This is a genomic window from Candidatus Neomarinimicrobiota bacterium (genome assembly GCA_034716895.1).
Lineage (GTDB): Bacteria > Fidelibacterota > UBA8477 > UBA8477 > JABMPR01 > JABMPR01.
Window position 1 is genome coordinate 3522 of record JAYEKW010000096.1, and the last position, 19148, is coordinate 22669.

Consider the following 19148-nt stretch of genomic DNA (forward strand, 5'->3'; position numbering starts at 1 on the left):
GGAAATTCAATGGAGGCACCCAATTTCAAGGTTTCCGAAAGCTCGGTCAGTAATCCAAGTCGGCCACCAATACCCCGGTACTGCGGGTTAAAATGCAGGCTATCTGTAAAGCGACTGAATGTGTAGATATCATCAGGGTCAGTTTCCAGATAAACCTTATCAAAGGAATTTTCTCCAACCAGAAAGCTGATCGCAAAGCCCACACTGGTATTCATGGTGGCCAGCAACGAGGTTCCGGCGGTCAGTGCGTAAAGCGTACCGGTTTCAATTTGTGTATATTGATAGTGAAAATCCTGGTCGGGGTCAAGATCACCAAACTGATTGATCCGCCTAAATGAGTTGAGCGGTTGCAGATTAAACCCCCAGACCCAGGCTCCGCGGTAAACATGAACAGGATGAATATAGGTCAGGCTATTAAAACTCAAGCCGTGATCTGCTATACTTTCTCCAGCGGCAGCATTAAAGATACTGGTTCCCGTGACCTGATCAAAACTCAAGTCTGCCGCCACAAAGGCTTTATCACTATAGCTGAGCAACGCAGGATTGCCCATGAGGGCATTGCTAGCTGCTGTGGCAGCTGGAGTTATTCCGCTTTCGGCACCTGAGCGACCCTGCATTCCCTGAAAAGGTCGCAGCACGTCTAAATAATTTTGGCCAAATAGGGTTGCTGTCCACAGGAGTAGACCGAGCAGGATGATTCTAACTTTCATGGAGAGCTACTTTCGCGTTCTGGTGCGTTTAGGGGGCGTATCCGATTCAGAACCACTCTTATCATTGCTTTTTGTGGGTGGTTTGACCTTTTGGCTGGTGGATGTTTTGACCCGCTGTCTGGGCTGGACAACTTTGCGGTCACTTGGGGTAGTCTGTCTTAAACGTGGGGGAGTTACTGCCACTGGATTTTTGACCGGTTTTTTGATTACCGGAGCTGCTGTGGATATCCCGCTTGATGAACTTACGCCGCCACCAGAGCTTACTGATGCGCCATTTACATCCCGGGATCTACCTCCGCCTTGCTGGTCATCACGGCTAAAGTCCCGAGCCGGACTTGGATCAGGAGCCTCACTAACAACATAAACGGGGGCATAGTAGGGGTGATGATAATCATAATAATTATACGGGCTATAATAGGATGCTCCATAACCGCGATGATAGCTGGTGAATGGCAAAGCCGGTTCCCAGTAGGGATCCCATCCATAGAACCCGCTGCCACCCAAGGAACTGGCCATAGCTTGTTCAGTTACTACAGTGGTGACCGTTTGGGGAAGTGTCTCAGGAGGATACAGCAAAGTATAGCAGGACTGCAGCAACATGGCTCCGAATATCAGCAACAATAGTCTTTTACTTTTTCCTCGCATAAACGGAGAGAATTTAGTCTTTACCGGTGATAATGTCAACATGAGCTACCCCTTTCGCATAAACTAAAACGATGGTGCGAATAGATGGTTCCCGGGAATTTCCTATATTGAAGCCTGAAGACAGTTCTGAATCAGAGGAGAAGCGAGAAGATAAGCAAGAGGATCGTGACACCGACAACCAGAGCCAGGTATAAGCCAAGCGTGATCATGATCGCCAATAGAGCCGTGATGGCAAAAGAGCCTGGATTCAGCCCATAGATCGTTCTCAAACCTACATAACTCAGATAAATGGTCATTAAAAAAGATAGCACTCCACCCAAAACAGGGATCAGAGCTAAAACGGCTCCTGTACCACTGGCGTAAGCAAAGATCCTGAACACCAGGGAGAAATCATAGGTTTGTAAATCCCGCCATTTCAAAACCAGATGCACAGAATAGGCTGAGACAAACTGTAACAGCATGACAGAAAGGGGATAAATAAGTACCATGATCTGCCCAAAGTTTTCAGGCAGTTGAAGCATATCCCGGATCGCTGGATCCTGGGGTAACAGCATCTCCGGGTCTACATCGCTAATGGCGAACATCCACAAAAAGGTGAAAACCTGGATGGCCACTGTATAAACCAGGGCATCACCAACACTGGCGGCTCGTCGCATCACGCTGAAAGCACTGGCTGGTTTTAATAGGAAGACCTTAATGGTTTCAATGAAACCGACAAAAAATCCGATCTCATGCTTTTTTTCCCAGGGTGGGCCGTCAATGATCAGGGGTGATAACTCAGGTTGTTCCATCGGAGCCATATTAGCACTTCCATAAAGTCCCGCAATAAAAAAAGCCCCACCGGGGGGCTTTCAGTAGTGAACAAAATTTGTCTATAGTGTGAGAATCCATTCCACCAGAACTACAATATCCAGAATATTCACTTGATTGTCATTATTGACATCTGCCACTTCAAACTGAACCTCTGATATGGTCGGGTTATTCAGCACCCATTCCAGCAATAAAACAGCATCACTGACGTTCAAGTCACCATCTTCAGTGACATCACCGGGGACTATCCCGAAATCATAGTCAATGGCAGCCATGACATCAACGAGTCCAAAACCTCGTGTATTATCCGGGGAAGTGCTCCCGTCAGCAGTCATCATAAGTGCTTCCCGGACCATCATTGGAGTCCAATTGGGATGGGCTTCAAGAATCAGGGCTACAGCACCTGCTACCAGTGGTGTGGACAGGCTGGTTCCATTTGCAGTTGTATAGGCTTCCGGTGAGCTGGTCCAGGCGGCAAAGGTACCAATACCCAAAGCCAGAACCTCAGGCTTGATACGCATATCAGATGTGGGTCCATGTGAACTAAAGCTGGCAATATTATTTTCAAAATCAACTGCACCTACTGAGATAACGGAATCGGCATCAGCCGGCGCAATAATGTAATACCAAGCGCCATTCCCCTCATTCCCGGCAGCGGTGACACAAACCAATCCCAGACTTACAGCATAATCGACTGCATTGGTGGTAATACCAGTCTCCCCATCCATATCAGCATAAGTATACCAATCCAAATACCCAAGAGAGCTGGAGGCCACATCGGCACCAAGTGCTTCACCCCACTCCAGGGCAGCCACATAATAATCTTCTTCAGCTTGGATTTCCTGATCCAGGATCTCAGTCTTAGCCAACAGATACTTACATTCATAGGCTACACCACGGAGGATCCCATCAACATATCCACCCGCTGCTGTGGCAGTCAATGTGCCATGGTTATGCTGGCCATCAGCATCACCATCCTGATTTTGAGTAACTGAATCAGCCTGGATAAAATCATATTCGGCTACGATGCGTTCCTGCTGGAAGGCTACATGATCAGTATAGAACCCTGTATCAAGCATGAGCAACCAGACATCAGTTCCCGTAATTCCAGCTTCATGGGCAGCTATGGCATTGATCTGTTCGATCTGATCGTAACTATTGCCATAGTCTTCATCATTATAGTATTCGTCATCTTCGCGGGCGATGCGCTTGATCATTTTCTTGGAAACCTTGTGGATCCGCTTGGTCTTTTTTACAACAGTATTATTGGAAAGCCCTTCGATATAGCTCTCGGTTGCCAGGATGGAAACTGCATTCAACCAGCGACTGGTGGTACGCAATTCTACATTAGGATCCATGATCTCATCGATATAGACCTGGGGAATCATGATATCACGATAAGTTGGGCCTGTTACCGTTCCGCGCAGCGCTCGACGAGCTAACGCTCTATCACTCAGATGAGAGAAATCAAATTCTGCTGGATCGAAACTGGCTTCATTGGTAGCTTCTTTATCATGAAAAAAGACCCAGTACGGATGACGCTCATCCAAATCCTGACCAAACACGATCGCGGCACTAAAAAGTATTAATAAAAAAGGGGTTATATAGAGTTTAGGTCTATGCATACCTGCTTCTAAAGCTAGCCGCTAATGTAGAAACCCACCAGCTACAGGCCAAGCACAAATATTTGACACAATCACATTTTCACAACTGACTGCACAACATATTTGATCCAATATTTTCAATATCTATTGAACCTGTTGCATACGCTGAAGAAATTTATCAGCATTTTCGAATCCGGTTGACCGTAACGAGGCCAACTCTGTCTCATTCTTCAGGAAAATATAAGTCGGCACACCTTTAATGGAAAAGCGTTCCAGAAGCTCTTGTTCGAACGTGCCATTCTGATGGGTCATATCGATCTTGATCGCTGTGAATGACTTGGACAACTGCACGACCTCAGCATTTGGGAAGGTAAATTTATCCATTTCCTTACAGGGAATACACCAGTCAGCATAGACATCGATCATAACTGGCTTTTCACTGGCTAGCAGTGCATCCAGCTCTAATTCTGTTGTAGGATGAGCCCAGGCAATACCACCTCCGGTAATTTCCGGTTCCGGAACACCCATCCAGGTTCCAATCATAATCAACAGGATTGCAATTGCCTGTTTGATCCGATCAAATACCGGATTGCCCACACCGCTCTTTTCAAACATGATCAGATAGCTGCCGGCGCCGACTAGGAAAATAGCCATTACCATACCGCCAAAATCACCCAGCAAAGGCATTACGAAATAGAGTGCCATGGCAATCAGTACAAAGCCGAAGATAACCCTTACCCCGATCATCCAGGTTCCCGAACGCGGTAAAGTTGAAAGCTTACTGGAATACATGGCCAGAAAAAGATAGGGTAAACCAAGACCCATGGCCAACGTGAAAAACATGGTGAACCCCAGGACAACACTCTGTTGGGCAGCTACATAAGTTAGCAGGCCGATCACAAAGGGGCCCACACAGGGTGCTGCTACAATACCCAGGGTCAAACCCATGAAAAACGAACCAAAGATTCCCGCTTTGGACTGACTGGCAGCAGTCATCAAACCGGTGGGCAGCCTGAACTCATATAAGCCAAACATCGACAGGGATAATCCAACTAAAATGGCTGCAATTCCAATGAGAACGATGGGATTGGTGAGTAGCGCTCCAAAGAGACCACCTCCCAGGGCAGCTGCCACCCCCAAAATGGAATAGGTAACCGCAATACCCAGGACATAGGCCAGTGCCATCCAGAATGTGCGTCCCTTACTTGCCCCGGTTCCTCCAAAAAAACTGATGGTGATGGGAATCAGGGGGTATACGCAGGGAGTCAAGTTCAGAGCCAAACCACCAAAGAAAATGATCGCAAAGGTCAGGATCATCCCGTATTTATCAACCATGCCAGAGATATCATCATCTTCCTCTGCAATTGATGCTACCGCTACATCCGAGACTTCGGATTGTGCATCGACAAATAGGTCAGGGTTGATGGAACTGCTTTCTGCAGCCTGCGCAACAACAGGTATGGACAGGGAGAAATCAACGGTTGACGGAATCAGACATTGGGTATCATCGCAAGCCTGGTAATATACTTCACCCTTGATCTGCAAACTGGTTTGTGCAGATTCGCTTACAGCCAGTGAGGTCCTCAAGATCAAACGATTCCCATAGACGGCTGCCGGTTCTTTAACCCCTGCTACCGCAACTTTTTCAGCTTCGGGATATTGCCAGTCTGCAACTGTATAAGCCTGACCTTCAACAAAGATCTCCGGCGAAACAGGAATAGTGAAATCATCGTTTCCCACAGGTGCGTACACATGCCAGGGAGAACTGATATCCACCACCAGAGCGACATCAAGTTTTTCTCCTGCTACAGCTGCATCCTGACTGGCAAGCAACTGAACTGTTAGAATTTCAGGTTGAGCCGGTTGGCCATACAGACCTGAAAATGAGATCACAAAAAGGGTGATGAGTAATAATTTGAATGTTAGGCGCATGGTTCTGTCTATCCTTATTCGTTCAATTTCCAGAGGTCTTTTCAAAATACGATTTTAACCAACCCCAAAGCGGGTATTTTGTTTGATACCAGGCTCGTTCCAAGGCTACTCGCTGGTCATCAAAGGCCTGGAGCCCCAGTTCTACAAAAGTAGCTCTTTGCTCAGAAGCTGACCAATGCACACCTGGCATTTCTGGAAGCAAAAGTACATCAGCCTCACGGTTTAACATGTCGCGATAGTGACAAGAACGAATGTTTTCACTCTGGCTCATGATGGCCATGGCATTGTCCATCTCGGATAAAGGTTTCATATCCTGTCCCACATCCACTGCCAGTACAAAATCAGCTCCCATTTTTCGAGCAAGGCGAATCGGAACCTGTTGTGAGACACCACCATCGACCAGAGTTCTGCCTTCAATTTGAACTGGAGGTAAATATCCGGGGATAGCAATGGATGCCATCACTGCCTGCAAAAGCGAGCCCTCAGTGAAGTAAACATCCTCACCAGTATACAGGTCAGTGGCAACAATGCCCAGGATTTGGCCATCATTGGACCACTTGTCCTCTGTGATCGAGATCTCCATTGCGGCACTTATCCGATCCTCACGAACCAGTCCCCGTTTAGAATGAGCCAGATTGATAATGATCCGATCCTGGATAGCTGAAGAGACCTGATGCCAGAATGATTCACCCCCGCGACCTTTCACATTGATCAGGTGCATGCCCAGTTTTTTAAATTCCTCACTCTCAAATAGATTGTTGAGGTCATCAAGGGCGGCCACAGCTCCACCGGTTTTGATATATGTAGCTGCCACCAGGGCACCCATACTGGCTCCGGTGATGATATCCGGCCTGATCCCAATTTCTTCAAGACGTTGGATAACACCGATGTGAGCAAACCCCCGGGCACCTCCCCCACCCAAAGCCAAGCCAAAGCGCGGTCGAGACATAAGCTATTTCTGGTAATCTTCCGAGGACACCATACTGGTCTTCAGAATAGTGACCGATTCAAGTGGATTATTACCCTTATCACGTTCCAAGGTTGCGATCTGATCCACAACGTCCATACCTTCAACCACATTCCCGAAAACAGTATAATTCCCATCCAGTTGAGCTAAACGAGCTAAACAAAAGTAAAACTGACTTCCATTGGATTTCTTCTCCGGGTTACCATCCCGGGCAGCACCCAGGGCACCACGCAAGTGAGACTGACCAATCTCAGCTGGAATTCTTTCGCCGATACCGCCGGTACCATCATCCTGACGCAAATCATTATCACGGGTCAGCGGATCACCACCCTGCACTACAAAACCAGGAATAACGCGGTGGAAATAGATCCCTTCCAGAGCACCTTCTTCAGTCAGTTTTTTATAATTTGCTGCGTGTAAAGGGGTTTCTGTTTCGAACAGATCAATAATGATGGTACCTCGGGATGTTTCCATCTTGATGTATTCATCTGCTGGTACTTTGGGTTCCTTGCTACAACTGACCATCACTGCCAAGGCAAGTAATATCAGAATAGCATTCGAGCGTGATGTGTTTTTCATTTTTTCTCCACTTCAATTGGTTTTGATGGTTGATCCTGACGAGCCACGACTATCTCAAGGTCTCTTTTCTGGCGCTTGCGAACAGTGGTCAAAGCCAATTCAGGATCATTATTTTTTTCACTTAAATGGGCCAGCATAACACCCTTGAGTTTACCCAGCTCGGCCAGTAAGGCAATGAATTCAGCACTGTCATGATTAGAAAGATGGCCAACGCGGCTATCGACACGAGCCTTTAAGTGAGATGGGTAAGGACCATTCCAAAGCATATCCCGATCGTGATTAGCTTCCATCACGAGGTAATCAGCATGACGCACCATCAGGAAATTATCTTCAGTGACGGCCCCCAGATCTGTTAAATATGCCAGACTCACCCCACCGCTTTCAATTAGAAATCCGGTAGCTGAAGCTGAATCATGCAAAGTCGGGATACTGGTAACCTGCAATGACCCCAGATCCATGACCTCCTTCATCTCGAAGTGTCGGATCCTCTCAGAGCCGTTAAATTTTTTCCCTCCAGCTCGTTTCGTGGCCGGATGCATAAATAAATGAACTTTGTGTCGTCGAGACAAGATACTGGCACCCTTAATGTGATCTCCATGTTCATGGGTGATCAGGCAGGCTTCAAGATCATCTGGTTCCAGACCGACTAGCTGCATCCTTCGGCGTAGCTCTGCTCCGCTAAACCCCGCGTCGATCAGGATCATGGTATCCTCATTTTTAACAATACAGGCGTTGCCGCCGCTACCGCTACCCAACATGATCATTTCAAGCATTTAATTGATATCTATCTTTATTATTGGCGTTTGTTCATTCACTAATTTCAAATTAGGATGCCCCTGAGGCAATTCAACAAAAAACTGGATGGTGCTGCAGTCTTATTACATCAATTATACTAGAGGTGGTGTATTGAGGGTTAAGCTGATCTTATTTTTTTGCAACCAGGGATCGTGGTAAACCTGCGTGGATCCGCAGCTGAAAAGATTTGGTAAAAGGAGAGCCGGGATTTAAACTTGAGCGCCATGTCTCAATTGGAATTTTTTAAACCTCCAGCCAAAACACCAGCTCGTTCAGAGTGTAAGCTGATCGCCGCCACCTTGAATTTCCAGGTACAACTTGTTGAAGCTTTATCAGCCAAAGATGCTGAACGTATCATCGATATTTCTCAGGGGCTTATCAAACCATTTGGGGCCGGGACAGCCTTCACTAAAAAAACCGTTTGGAAGTACTTCAATCATCCCCACACCCTGCCTTTCGTCGGTATATTGCGAAATGAATTGATCGGGTTTCTGATCGGGGTCCCCCTGGAAAACTTCCATGATGAAAATTGGGCGGTTGTTGATCCGACTCTGGGTGACCATGAGACGATCTATACCTACGCCTTTATCTTTGATGAGAAACATCAGGGACAGGGTTATGCCAAAATGCTTAAACGCGTTTATATCAACTGGCTAAAAAAACGAGGCTATCTGTTTGTCTCGGGTCATGTTCGAGAAGGCATTTCAAAACATTTTTCATTACACACTCGAATCCTCCAAAAATACCCTAATTGGCATGATACTGGCAAAGTCTTCGAGTACTATCAGCGTCCATTGCGCTGAATTGACATGAACCTTTTCTGATATCAAAAAGACACGGAGGTTGTGTGTTTAATAAACTTGTTGTAGCACTTATGCCACTGGCTCCCCGGGCTGTTGTAAAACTGATCTCAAACCGATATATCGCAGGTGAGGACACATCCTCTGCCATTAGCACATGTCAGAAGTTGCAAAGGCAAGGTTTCTTAACCACATTGGACATTCTGGGTGAATCAGTTTCCAGTGAAGCACAAGCCAATGCCGAACGCGATGACTATTTAAAGTTGATATCGGAGGTGGTCGAAAGCGGTATTGAGAAGAATGTCTCATTGAAACCAACTGCTCTGGGCTTGGGTATTTCACCTGATCTTGCTTTTGATAACATCAGAAGAATTGTCACTGAAGCACACGCCTCTGGAGTCTTCATTCGGATCGATATGGAAGATTCCCCCTATACGACTCAGACCCTCGCGATATATGAACGCCTGCGCAATGATCATCCTCACCTGGGAACTGTGATCCAGTCTTACATGCGGCGTAGCCTGGACGACGTAAAGACCATTGCAAGCAGCCAGGGAAATTTAAGGATCTGCAAGGGTATCTATAAAGAATCTGCTGAGATTGCCTATCAGGGAAAAGCTGAAGTGCGTCAGAATTTTCTGGATATCCTCAGGGAGATGCTGACCCGGGGAGCCTACATCGGAATCGCCACCCATGATACTTATCTCATTGACGAATCCCTCAAATTGATCTCACAATTTGGGATTGCTCCCGAAAAATATGAATTCCAAGCCCTGTTGGGAGTTCCCATCGAAAAGCGCCTGAAAGCATTACAGCATGCCGGGCATCGCGTGCGCATATACGTCCCCTTTGGTAGTGAATGGTATGCCTACTCCAGCCGCCGTTTGAAGGAGAATCCGGGAATTGCCGGTTATGTCCTCAAGAATTTATTTGTAAAAAATTGATCCGGGGTGAGCCAAAACAAGGTCACGCTCTTCGGGCTGACCAAGACGGATAAGTGATGATACTCCGGTCAGCTTGAACGCTGTCCCCAGTGCAGTTTTTTCCTAAGCTTCTCGTAGAAAGTATTATCCGGAGTCACCACCAGTTGGATTCGATAGGAACTGGGTCTGACGCGAATTCTTAAGCTGGAATCGATCTGCCTGGTGTTTTTTCCATCGATATGGAGGTGGGCATGGCTCTCCGACTTTGATAAATTGATATAGATATTTTCTTTTCCAGTCAATACAACTGGACGAACAGAAAGAGTATGAGCTGAAATGGGCGTGATGAGAATGGCATCCAGCCTTGGATCAATAATTGGACCGCCAGCGGATAGTGCATAAGCCGTGGAGCCAGTAGGGGTCGACAGGATCAAACCATCAGACATGTAGCGATTGAGCAGTTCGTCCCCGATCCGAACCTCTAGTGAAAGCAGATTGAAAATATCAGCACGCTCGATAACAACATCATTCAGAGCCCATAGTGTCTCTTCACTACCATCTGGAAATTCAAGACGACAATTTAAAACCATCCGTTCTTCAATATGATAGCGGCCCTTGATGATATCATTCAATCCTGATCGCCAATCACGTTCCAGGCTGGTAAGAAAGCCCAGACTGCCCAGATTGATACCCAGGATGGGAATGGGAGCGCGCATGACTGCCTGAGCAGCCGAAAGCAGCGTTCCGTCTCCGCCTATAGAAATAATAAAATCAGTGTCGCTGGGTATCTGATCCTCACGGATAACATGAATCTCGGGATGGTCAATATCCAGCATACTGGCAAAACTGTCCAGTAAATATGGTTCATGCCCTTCTGCCAGTAACAGATCCAGGATCTCAGTGACATGTTTGCAAACCTCAGTATCACTTTGGAAACCCCAAATTGCAAATTTCATCTATTTCACCTGCTGGTTTTTACTTAATACCCAATCAATCCAACTGTTGTTTCTGCCAATCACCTTCAGAGGTCTGAACCAATTTATCAATCTTCTGCCTGGCAGAATCCAGACGTTTTCGACACACTTTAATCAACTTAAGGGCTGCTTCATTATGTTGAATCGCCTCATCCAGATTTAGATCCTCACCCTCAAGCTTAGCAACCAGGGACTCCAATTCGCCCATGAGAACTTCGAATGTTTTCTCTTTTTCACTCATTATTAAATGTAGCCCCTTCAGTTATTGGATGTAACTCTATTCTTCTCGCACAATGACAGGGATTTCCGCCTCCACAGCACGCCAGACAAGCTTTGAATTTCTATTTTCTACCAGTCTTCACCTATCGGCTACGCCCTGGAAAGCTTTCTACTTTCTACTCTCTACTTTCTATTTTCTATTTTCTATTTTCTATTTTCTATTTTCTACTCTCTATTTCCTATTCTCAACCTCATCAACAGCAACCCCCAGGGTTCCATCTTTCAACCTGATCCTAACCTGATCACCGGCAGCCACTTGTTCCACTGACTGGATGATCTGCCCATCATCTTGACTCAGAACTGCATATCCCCGATCCAGGATGGCCAGTGGACTTAAAAGTTGCACCTGTTGTTCCAACCCATCCAGTTTACTCAGCATAAACTTTATTTTCTCTGAGGAAGACCGAAATGACCGATCTTGCAATTGATCCAACCGTTGGAGCGATTGATCGATCATTAGAACTGGACGTTTTAAGGCATATGAATTTTGGATGGCTTCCAACCGCTGTCCAAAACGATCTGCTCGATGGCTGATATTTTTTTGTAGGGACTGACCCATGGTGATCAATCTTGCTCCCAGTTCCTGACTATCCGGAACAACTAATTCTGCCGCCGCAGAGGGTGTGGGTGCCCGATGATCTGCAGTAAAATCACTGATAGTGGTATCCGTCTCATGCCCAACACCACTCACAATTGGAATCGTAGAAGCCGCTATAGCTCGCGCTACCAGTTCTTCATTAAAAGCCCAGAGATCTTCCAGAGATCCACCCCCCCGGCCAACAATGAGAACCTGACACTCAGCTCTTTGATTGAATATTTCGATGGCCTGGGCAATTTCTGCAGCTGCGCCTTCACCCTGAACCCGAACCGGTAACAGAAGCAACTCGGCCAGTGGAAAACGACGACCTAAAATATTGAGCATATCACGGATGGCTGCGCCAGTTGGTGAAGTAATGATACCGATCCGCTCTGGATATGCCGGTAAAGGCTGTTTCCGTGCAGGATCAAAAAGACCTTCCGCTTGCAACTTTGTTTTGAGGGCTTCAAACGCCAGATGCAGATCACCCTGACCGGCCGGCAGCATCTGATCAACGATTAGTTGGTAACGACCCTGGGGTGGATATACCGAGATCCGACCATGAACAGTAATTTCCATACCATGCGATATTTCGAAACGAACCGATGCATTCTGGCGGCGAAACATGACCGCCCCAAGCTGGGCATTCCGGTCTTTTAAACTGAAATACCAGTGTCCTGAACTGTGCCGGGTTAAATTTGAAATTTCACCTTTCACCCAAACGGAAGCAAAATCTACTTCCAGGGCGTGCTGAATATGACCCGTTATCTGGGATACCGAAAGTGTGTTATAAAGCTCTAAGGGTTGAGCCATAATGCTATTTAAAAATAAAAGAGGGTGACAAATCTCGATCTGCCACCCTCAATATAATGATTTAAGAAAGTCCTAACGGATCTTTTTCTTCTGACGATTTGAGCGTAAACGCTTCTTGCGTTTATGTGTTGCGATCTTACGCCGTTTCCGTTTTTTTCCACAGGGCATGTAGCTTCTCCTCTTTCAATGCGCGGCGAATATAAGCCCCCAACCATAGTTCACAAAACAATTTATCGTTTGTGTTGGTTGACTATTCTCGAGCCATTAAGGAGTCGTTGACCCGCTCTCGCAACAAACGAGATGGTTTGAAAACAGGTACATAACGAGCTGGAAGATTGACAGCCTCACCGGTTCCAGGGTTTCTGGCTTGTTTAGGAGCCCGCTTCTTCACCCCAAAACTGCCAAATTTCCTGAACTCTACCCGACGACCATCTACCATGGCTTCAGCCAACGTAGTGAGGAAAGCGTCAAGCACTGCTTCCGTTTCTACTTTGGTCAATCCTGTTCCACTTGAGATAATATCGACCATATCAGCTTTGGTCATGCTCTCCTCCTTCTTTAATAGGGAATGCGGTATTGTAACTTAATACTTTCAGAGGACTCCCAACCAGGAAGTGCTGTACTCACGTCTTCTTTAAGGATGGTCCACCAGGAGCGTCTCGGTTCTACGGGAAAGAGTAGCGGGCTATCTTCTGGAATGCCGGTAAGCACACAAAGCGCTCGTCGCGCATCTTCAAATGTCCCAACAGTGTCCACCAATCCATTTTTGTAGGCCTGTCTCCCAGTAAATACTTTTCCATTGGCCAGCGATTGCATGTTGATCTCATCGATTCCCCGCTCCCGAGAAACCACTTCGGTGAACTGATCATATACATCATCTATCAGTTCTTGATAATAAGCTTGCTCCCTGGCCGTCATCTCTCGAAAAGGCGAGCCAGCATCTTTAAATTCTTGAGATTTGACCACCCGCATGCCAATACCGATCTTTTCCATCAAATCCGAGTAAACCGGAAACTGCATAATGACTCCAATACTCCCGGTAAGAGTGCCGGCGTTGGCATAGATGGTGTCTGCTCCTAAAGCAGCATAATAACCCCCTGAAGCCGCCACACTCGACATACTCACAAAGATTGGTTTATCACTCTTCTCACGCACTTCTCTAATGGCATGGTAAAGTTCCTGAGAGGGTGCTACCTGCCCACCCGGCGAATTGATGGGAATCAATATTGCAGCGACCTGTTCATTATTTGAGAACTCCTTTAAGGTGGCGATCCATTTTCGAGAAGAACTGATCTCACCTTCCAATGAGTGCACAGCAATACGACTTTGACGGTCGAACCATGGTTTACCACTGTTCTTACGTGAAACCATGAATACCAGTATCACCAACACGATAATTAACAGAGCGCCGTAGATGCGATTTCTCTTCTGGTAGGGTCTATCCATTTTTTTTCTTGGTGTAGAGAGTCAATTTTTGACCAGGGTAGATGTGTTCGCCATAACGCAACCCATTCCAGTATCTGATGCGTTTTGCCGTCGTGCGATAGTTCTCGGCAATTTGTCCCAGTGTGTCCCCCTTCTTCACCCGATAAACTTTCTTTACATAATCTGAGGAAGCGGGAGCAGATCCACTGGATTTACTCCTGCGAGTGGAAGCTGTATAACGCTTGGGAGCTGGAATCACCAATTTTTGTCCAACTGACAGGCGGTTTCGATTCTTGATCCGATTGGCCTGAACCAGTTTGGTAAGCGAAACATTGTATCGGCTGGCAATAACAGAAAGCGTTTCGCCCCGACGCACATAATGAATTTGGTAGTCGATCTTGTCTGACGTGGGAATGGCGGCCATCTTTTTTGGCAGGACATCACCTTTCCCAAGTGGAACCCTTAATTGGTAGGGTGTTTTTGAAGGTGGGGTCACCCCCTGACGCAACTCGGGGTTATAGGCTTTTAATTGTTGATAATCAACTCGCAGCGCGTACGCGATCTTATCCAAATCCAGGCTGCGGTCTATTTCAATGATCTCGTATTCCCAATCAGTAAGTTCTTTGATCGTAAATCCATAACTCTCGGGATCACGACAAATGATGGCTGCCGCCAGAACGGTCGCTACATAATTACGTGTTTGTCTGGGTAAGGTGATCATGCGCCAGTAGTCTCGATGACCCTCACGCCTGATCGTCCGACGGACTCGACTTTCACCTGTGTTGTAACTGGCCATTGCCAGGTACCAATCATCGAATTCATCGTATAGCGCTTTTAGATATTGAGCACCGGCGTGGGTCGATTTAACAAAATCCCGTCGCTCATCTACCCACCAATCACGCTTCAACCCATATCTCCGTCCCGTGGCTGAAATAAATTGCCAGGGACCCACTGCGTGTGCATAGGAATAAGCTTTGGGATTTAGACCTGATTCGATCATGGCCAAATAGATCAATTCTTCAGGAATACCATAAGAAGCCAGGATAGGACGAATGGTACTGGCATATTGAGAATATCGATCGAGCCAGATCTGGAACTCTTTATGTTTTCTTTCACCCAATAATTTGATCATCGTTTTTACACGGCTATTCAAAATAAGCGGTAGATGACCATCGCGATCGTCAACCACCACAAAGCTTACATCAGAATCAAGTGAATCCAGCAGATCACTCATCCGTGAAAGTTGGTCTTTTAAAGAAGGCTGTCCCAATAAGGACTGTAGTTCTTCACTGATAAGTCCGTTAAAATCGGTGGAAGCTAATTCGCTTAACCCACTAACCGTTTCCCGGATCTCTTCCGGTAGGGGCTCATCTATTTCTTCGATGGCAGCCAGCGTAGCAACCAGACGTTCTACTTCAAACTGAACCCCCAGTGTATCGCGTGCTACGATCATCAGACGTGCATCTGCATAATAGCGTTTAGCTTCCTGCAGGAAATATTCCAGCAGAAAATCATCATCCTGTAGATCCAATACCGGCTGGATTAATTGTCCCATACTTACCATACTGGGCATAGGTGCATGACCCGCGGCCAGACCCTGTGTATTGAGAATCAAGCCAAAGACAATAGCCAGCCAAATCATGTGTGAAGTGTTAATAAATTTCATATTGGGAGAGAAGATATCATTTGGATTATCCGATAACAAGCTCAGAATCAAGCTCTTATAACTTTTATATCATCCTGTGATTTAATCAAACCAAGCTAAGGTCTGATGAGTCAAAGGACAAGCCTGGCAGTTCCCTGGAACGCACAATAATTCCCGCCACTCAAGCAGGGCCTGTTGTTCAGCAATGGTTTTAGCACAAGTAACTCCCAGATTTCTACACACCCATTTCTCAAATCCATAGTGTCGGAAGGGGGTCATTCTCAGCCATAGTCCCAGTCCTTCATCAAAGCCGTAATGGGGAGCCAGAATATTCACCACCCATTCGCGTCCTTGACTTCTGGAAATACCCAGACTGAATAGCGGGCTTAGGATCGTATCCCACTCTCGCCAGCCAGCAGGTTTCAGCAAGCAACGCTGCAACGGTTCAAATAGATCTGCATTTTTGATCAACCGATCCAGCAACTGTAACGATGGTCCCGATCCAGGGTATGCCTGGCGACTGCCTTGCCACACCTTGGAATCCGGCCAGGCTGCCAGCCCCAATCTCAGAGCCAGCTCCTGCAACGATCGGTGACGATGTGGACCAGCCAGTATGATCTCGTACAAACCCAATAATAACGGGTCATAATCAGAGTCTATGCTTCCAAGAGCTTTTAAATGATTCATTTTACGCCTGAAGCGATTTTCGGCAAATTGAACCAGTTCTGCCTGAGAAACGCATCGTTCGGCCAGACAAAATGACTTCGAACCTTTTTGATTCGGCAATATTAATGTGGGGAGATCAGGACCTCCTTGATCCTCCTCAACAACATGCAGAATAACATCCTGATAATGGGGGTCCTGGTGATGTTTGTGTCCGAACCAGTCTTTAGACCGACGGTGCATTTCCACCGGACCAGCAAGCTCTCTATCATCCAGGATCAAATGACAATCCAGGATATCAGGTCCAGCTCCGTCATTAAGATGCCCTGGATCTAACACGATGAGATGCTCGCCGTCAGCTGTCATAAGATCAGACCGGGTTATTGATTGTTGAAGCCACCAGTTCACCAGATTCTCTTCCAGATCTCTCCAATGGAAATTGGTTGGTTCAGCAATATGATTGCCACCGGCCACATCCATTATTGTATACATCTTCCTGTCCTGGTTTGGTTGAGGGGAAGTTAAGCAATAACAACCCTATGAGAAGGTTTATTTCCAATGGTAGAGCCGCAATGCATTGCGGCTCTACCATTAAATTGGAATGTTAATTAAGGGGAGACTCATAGTGCTCCACAAATAGATTATGAGCATCATTTACATATTGTTGACGGAGTTCCTGGCTGTAATCTGCAGGATCCATTGGAGGTAGTATGGAAAGACTGATGGTGGTGGCAACGATCCGCCGACCTTTTTTACTTTTGGCTTTGAAGGCTCCATTTATCACCAGGGGCACAATGGGGATCCCTGTATCTAAAGAAAGGATGAAGGCACCTTTTTTGAACCGTTGGAGTTGTCCATCCAAACTGCGAGTTCCTTCGGCAAATATTACCAGTGAATGATCTTTTCTTACAGACAGGAGCTCAGCCACTTGATCCATCACAGCTATAGCTTTTCTGTGACTTTTTCGATCAATAAAAAAATTACCAGCTGCCCACATGGCCCAACCGAAGAACGGGACATATTTCAATTGTTTCTTGGCCAGCATACCCTGTTTGTTTTTGATGCCCCAATAAACTGCTGGAATATCAAAAGCCGACGTATGGTTGCAGATGAAGATATATTGGGCTTTATGATCAATGTTCTCCAGTCCCTTGATCTCCACCTTTACCAGAGAAGCTTTAAGAATGCCCCAACTCCAGATTTGCCCTACTCGATGGGATAGTGTTCCCTGAGGGTTTATCAATTTTCCCAGGATCGCCAGAGGAACCAGAATGGCAGTCCACGGCCCCAACAAAACCAGCACTAAAAAGTAATGTAGCATCTATATCCTATTCAATATCAATGAGTTTAGTCATGTCAATAATCGAAGGGTTTGCTATACCCAACAACTATTTTCTATCTGCGTTCTGAGAACTACGATAGACAAGTTTTTTACTCTTTACTTCTTACTGCTTACTTCCAAAAGCAATCCCGCTGACCCCATATAAGGAGCCAGGATCTCCGGTAGCAGCACACTGCCATCCGCCTGTTGATAGGTTTCCAACAGTGCAACCAGCAAACGGGGTGTGGCTACTCCAGATCCATTAAGGGTGTGGAGCAGTTGTACTTTACCCCCTCCTTCAGGCTTATATCGAATGGCACCCCGCCGTGCCTGAAAATCCTCAAAATTTGAGCAACTGGAAACTTCCAGCCAACGATCTTCACCAGGAGCCCATAGTTCAAGATCATAACATTTGCTAGCTGCGAAGGAGAGATCACCCGTGACCAACTCAATTACACGATATTCAAGCCCCAGAGCTTCCAGGATCTCTTCTGCATCCCGTCTCAGTTTCTCCAGCTCAGTGTAAGATTCATCTGGTACTGTGAATTTCACTAATTCAACCTTGTTGAACTGATGCAATCGAAGAAAACCACGCGTGTCCTTTCCGTAAGAGCCCGCCTCTCTTCGAAAACAAGCTGAATAGGCGCAATAGTGGATTGGCAATGCTTCCTCAGCGATAATCTCACCCTGGTGAATGTTGGTGACCGGAACTTCAGCAGTGGGAATCAGATACAGTTCGTCCTGGGGAATTTTATACATATCATCTTCAAACTTGGGCAACTGACCAGTAGTGGTCATAGCCTTCTGATTGCTCACCACTGGAGGCAATACCTCAGTATAGCCATGTTTATCAATATGGAAATCCAACATGAAATTGATCAGTCCGCGCTCTAAGCGGGCTCCTTTTCCCGTATAAAGTGGAAACCCGGGACCCGCAATTTTAGTGCCCCGCTGGAAATCGAACAAATCAAGTGAATCGCCCAGCTCCAAATGGGTCTTCAAGGAAAAACCAGGTTCATAGCGAGTGCCCCACTCCCTTACAACTGGATTTTCAGCAGCATCTTTACCAATAGGTGTTGAGATATGGGGTAGGTTAGGAATTTGCATTAATAATTTTTCAAGTTCAGCCTCAGTCTCTTTTTGTTGATCATCCAAAGCTTTGATTCTTTGGCCTATCTCACGGGTGCGATCAATTAGATCAGAGGCATCTTCTTTATTTTTTTTCCGCATGGCCACCTTTTTTGAGACCACGTTACGTTCATGCTTCAGGACCTCACCTTCACCGATCACATCCCGGCGGAGCTGATCCAGTTTTAAGATCACATCAAAATCAATCCTGACGTTTTTATTCAGGATGCCCTGCCGTACAGCCTCAGTATCCTCTCTAATTCTCTGAATATCTAACATCTGCTCTACCTTCTACCTTTTGACTTTCGACTTTCGACTTTCGACTTTTGACTTTTGACTTTTGACTTTTGACTTTTGACTTTTGACTTTTGATTTCTAATTTATAATTTCTAATTTATAATTTTGACGATCTCGCAAAAACTACCTCTCGCAGAGAACGCAAAGACGCAAAGTGTTGATATATATGGATTTAGGAGTATTCACTATATATGGTTGTATTTAATGGTTTTAGGGCACATTTCATGAATTCTCAGATACTTCTAGCGGTTTCGTCAATTT

General features: G+C 46.2%; 19 protein-coding genes. 2 read left to right on the forward strand and 17 right to left on the reverse strand.

Annotated elements, in window-relative coordinates; all coding sequences use genetic code 11:
• The 8 genes from U9Q77_06065 to U9Q77_06100 all read right to left on the reverse strand — a co-directional run.
• Window positions 1-710: hypothetical protein (locus U9Q77_06065; GenBank protein MEA3286923.1), on the reverse strand; the 710-nt coding region annotated here is incomplete at its 3' end.
• 6 nt (window positions 711-716) lie between these two features.
• A complete protein-coding gene (locus U9Q77_06070; protein ID MEA3286924.1) occupies window positions 717-1397 on the reverse strand; it encodes a hypothetical protein in 681 nt (226 codons plus the stop codon).
• 89 nt (window positions 1398-1486) lie between these two features.
• On the reverse strand, window positions 1487-2155 hold the full coding sequence (locus U9Q77_06075; GenBank protein MEA3286925.1) for a YIP1 family protein: 669 nt from the start codon (window positions 2153-2155) through the stop codon (window positions 1487-1489).
• A gap of 72 nt (window positions 2156-2227) precedes the next feature.
• Window positions 2228-3790 (reverse strand): S8 family serine peptidase, encoded by a 1563-nt coding sequence (locus U9Q77_06080; protein ID MEA3286926.1) that lies wholly within the window; start codon window positions 3788-3790, stop codon window positions 2228-2230.
• Window positions 3791-3913: 123 nt separating this feature from the next.
• Window positions 3914-5701, reverse strand: coding sequence for a cytochrome c biogenesis protein CcdA (locus tag U9Q77_06085; GenBank protein ID MEA3286927.1), 1788 nt, complete (start codon window positions 5699-5701; stop codon window positions 3914-3916).
• Window positions 5702-5723: 22 nt separating this feature from the next.
• A complete protein-coding gene (locus U9Q77_06090; protein ID MEA3286928.1) occupies window positions 5724-6650 on the reverse strand; it encodes a patatin-like phospholipase family protein in 927 nt (308 codons plus the stop codon).
• A gap of 3 nt (window positions 6651-6653) precedes the next feature.
• Entirely contained in the window at window positions 6654-7247 is a 594-nt protein-coding gene (locus U9Q77_06095) for a peptidylprolyl isomerase (GenBank protein ID MEA3286929.1), read from the reverse strand.
• Window positions 7244-8020, reverse strand: a complete 777-nt coding sequence (locus tag U9Q77_06100; GenBank protein ID MEA3286930.1) for an MBL fold metallo-hydrolase — start codon at window positions 8018-8020, stop codon at window positions 7244-7246. Before U9Q77_06100 ends, U9Q77_06095 begins: the two co-directional genes overlap by 4 nt.
• A 246-nt stretch (window positions 8021-8266) precedes the next feature.
• Here U9Q77_06100 and U9Q77_06105 point away from each other — a divergent pair, with 246 nt between their 5' ends.
• Window positions 8267-8845, forward strand: coding sequence for a GNAT family N-acetyltransferase (locus tag U9Q77_06105; GenBank protein ID MEA3286931.1), 579 nt, complete (start codon window positions 8267-8269; stop codon window positions 8843-8845).
• A 44-nt stretch (window positions 8846-8889) separates the two neighbouring features.
• Complete coding sequence (locus U9Q77_06110) at window positions 8890-9786, forward strand: proline dehydrogenase family protein (GenBank protein ID MEA3286932.1); 897 nt, start codon at window positions 8890-8892, stop codon at window positions 9784-9786.
• A 68-nt stretch (window positions 9787-9854) separates the two neighbouring features.
• On the opposite strand, the gene U9Q77_06115 is transcribed toward U9Q77_06110, so the two are convergent.
• The 9 genes from U9Q77_06115 to serS form a co-directional block, all read right to left on the reverse strand.
• Window positions 9855-10721, reverse strand: coding sequence for an NAD(+)/NADH kinase (locus tag U9Q77_06115; protein ID MEA3286933.1), 867 nt, complete (start codon window positions 10719-10721; stop codon window positions 9855-9857).
• A gap of 34 nt (window positions 10722-10755) precedes the next feature.
• The gene (gene xseB, locus U9Q77_06120) at window positions 10756-10980 is read right to left on the reverse strand and encodes an exodeoxyribonuclease VII small subunit (GenBank protein MEA3286934.1); all 225 of its coding nucleotides are present in this window, start codon (window positions 10978-10980) and stop codon (window positions 10756-10758) included.
• 210 nt (window positions 10981-11190) lie between these two features.
• Window positions 11191-12408, reverse strand: a complete 1218-nt coding sequence (gene xseA / locus U9Q77_06125) for an exodeoxyribonuclease VII large subunit (GenBank protein MEA3286935.1) — start codon at window positions 12406-12408, stop codon at window positions 11191-11193.
• A 250-nt stretch (window positions 12409-12658) separates the two neighbouring features.
• Entirely contained in the window at window positions 12659-12952 is a 294-nt protein-coding gene (locus U9Q77_06130) for an HU family DNA-binding protein (protein MEA3286936.1), read from the reverse strand.
• Window positions 12953-12966: 14 nt separating this feature from the next.
• Window positions 12967-13854: a signal peptide peptidase SppA gene (gene sppA, locus U9Q77_06135; protein ID MEA3286937.1), complete on the reverse strand. Its 888-nt coding sequence runs from the start codon at window positions 13852-13854 to the stop codon at window positions 12967-12969.
• Complete coding sequence (locus tag U9Q77_06140; GenBank protein MEA3286938.1) at window positions 13847-15499, reverse strand: LysM peptidoglycan-binding domain-containing protein; 1653 nt, start codon at window positions 15497-15499, stop codon at window positions 13847-13849. Before U9Q77_06140 ends, sppA begins: the two co-directional genes overlap by 8 nt.
• An 81-nt stretch (window positions 15500-15580) precedes the next feature.
• Entirely contained in the window at window positions 15581-16633 is a 1053-nt protein-coding gene (locus tag U9Q77_06145; GenBank protein MEA3286939.1) for a DUF2851 family protein, read from the reverse strand.
• Between the two features lie 112 nt (window positions 16634-16745).
• Window positions 16746-17462, reverse strand: a complete 717-nt coding sequence (locus U9Q77_06150; protein MEA3286940.1) for a lysophospholipid acyltransferase family protein — start codon at window positions 17460-17462, stop codon at window positions 16746-16748.
• A gap of 117 nt (window positions 17463-17579) precedes the next feature.
• Window positions 17580-18869 (reverse strand): serine--tRNA ligase, encoded by a 1290-nt coding sequence (gene serS, locus U9Q77_06155; GenBank protein MEA3286941.1) that lies wholly within the window; start codon window positions 18867-18869, stop codon window positions 17580-17582.
• Between the last annotated feature and the right edge of the window lie 279 nt (window positions 18870-19148).